General features: G+C 46.2%; 1 protein-coding gene. It reads right to left on the bottom strand.

The annotated features are described in order from the left end of the window. Positions 1-273, bottom strand: a 273-nt coding sequence (locus AB4486_RS23200; RefSeq protein ID WP_372118876.1) for an aminotransferase class III-fold pyridoxal phosphate-dependent enzyme, incomplete at both ends; no start/stop codon positions are given.

Raw genomic sequence — 273 nt, forward strand, 5'->3', positions numbered from 1 at the left:
TTTGGCGAATCAGCGAAAATATGTTCCGGCAAAAAGCCTTTGTAGAGGCTGTGCATCGAATTGTCAGGGTCGGTCACTGACATCGCCGCAAAGGTATCACCGTGGTAGCCATCTCTTAGTGTGAGGAACTTTGAACGAGGTTGTCCTTTAGCGTGCCAATATTGCAATGCCATCTTGAGGCTAACCTCTACGGCAACTGAACCTGAATCGGCCAAAAATACATGCTCAAGATTACTTGGCGCGAGATTCAAAAGCTTCTTACATAGATCGATA

It is taken from the genome of Vibrio sp. 10N.222.55.C6 (genome assembly GCF_041473395.1).
Classification (GTDB): Bacteria; Pseudomonadota; Gammaproteobacteria; order Enterobacterales; family Vibrionaceae; genus Vibrio; species Vibrio crassostreae_C.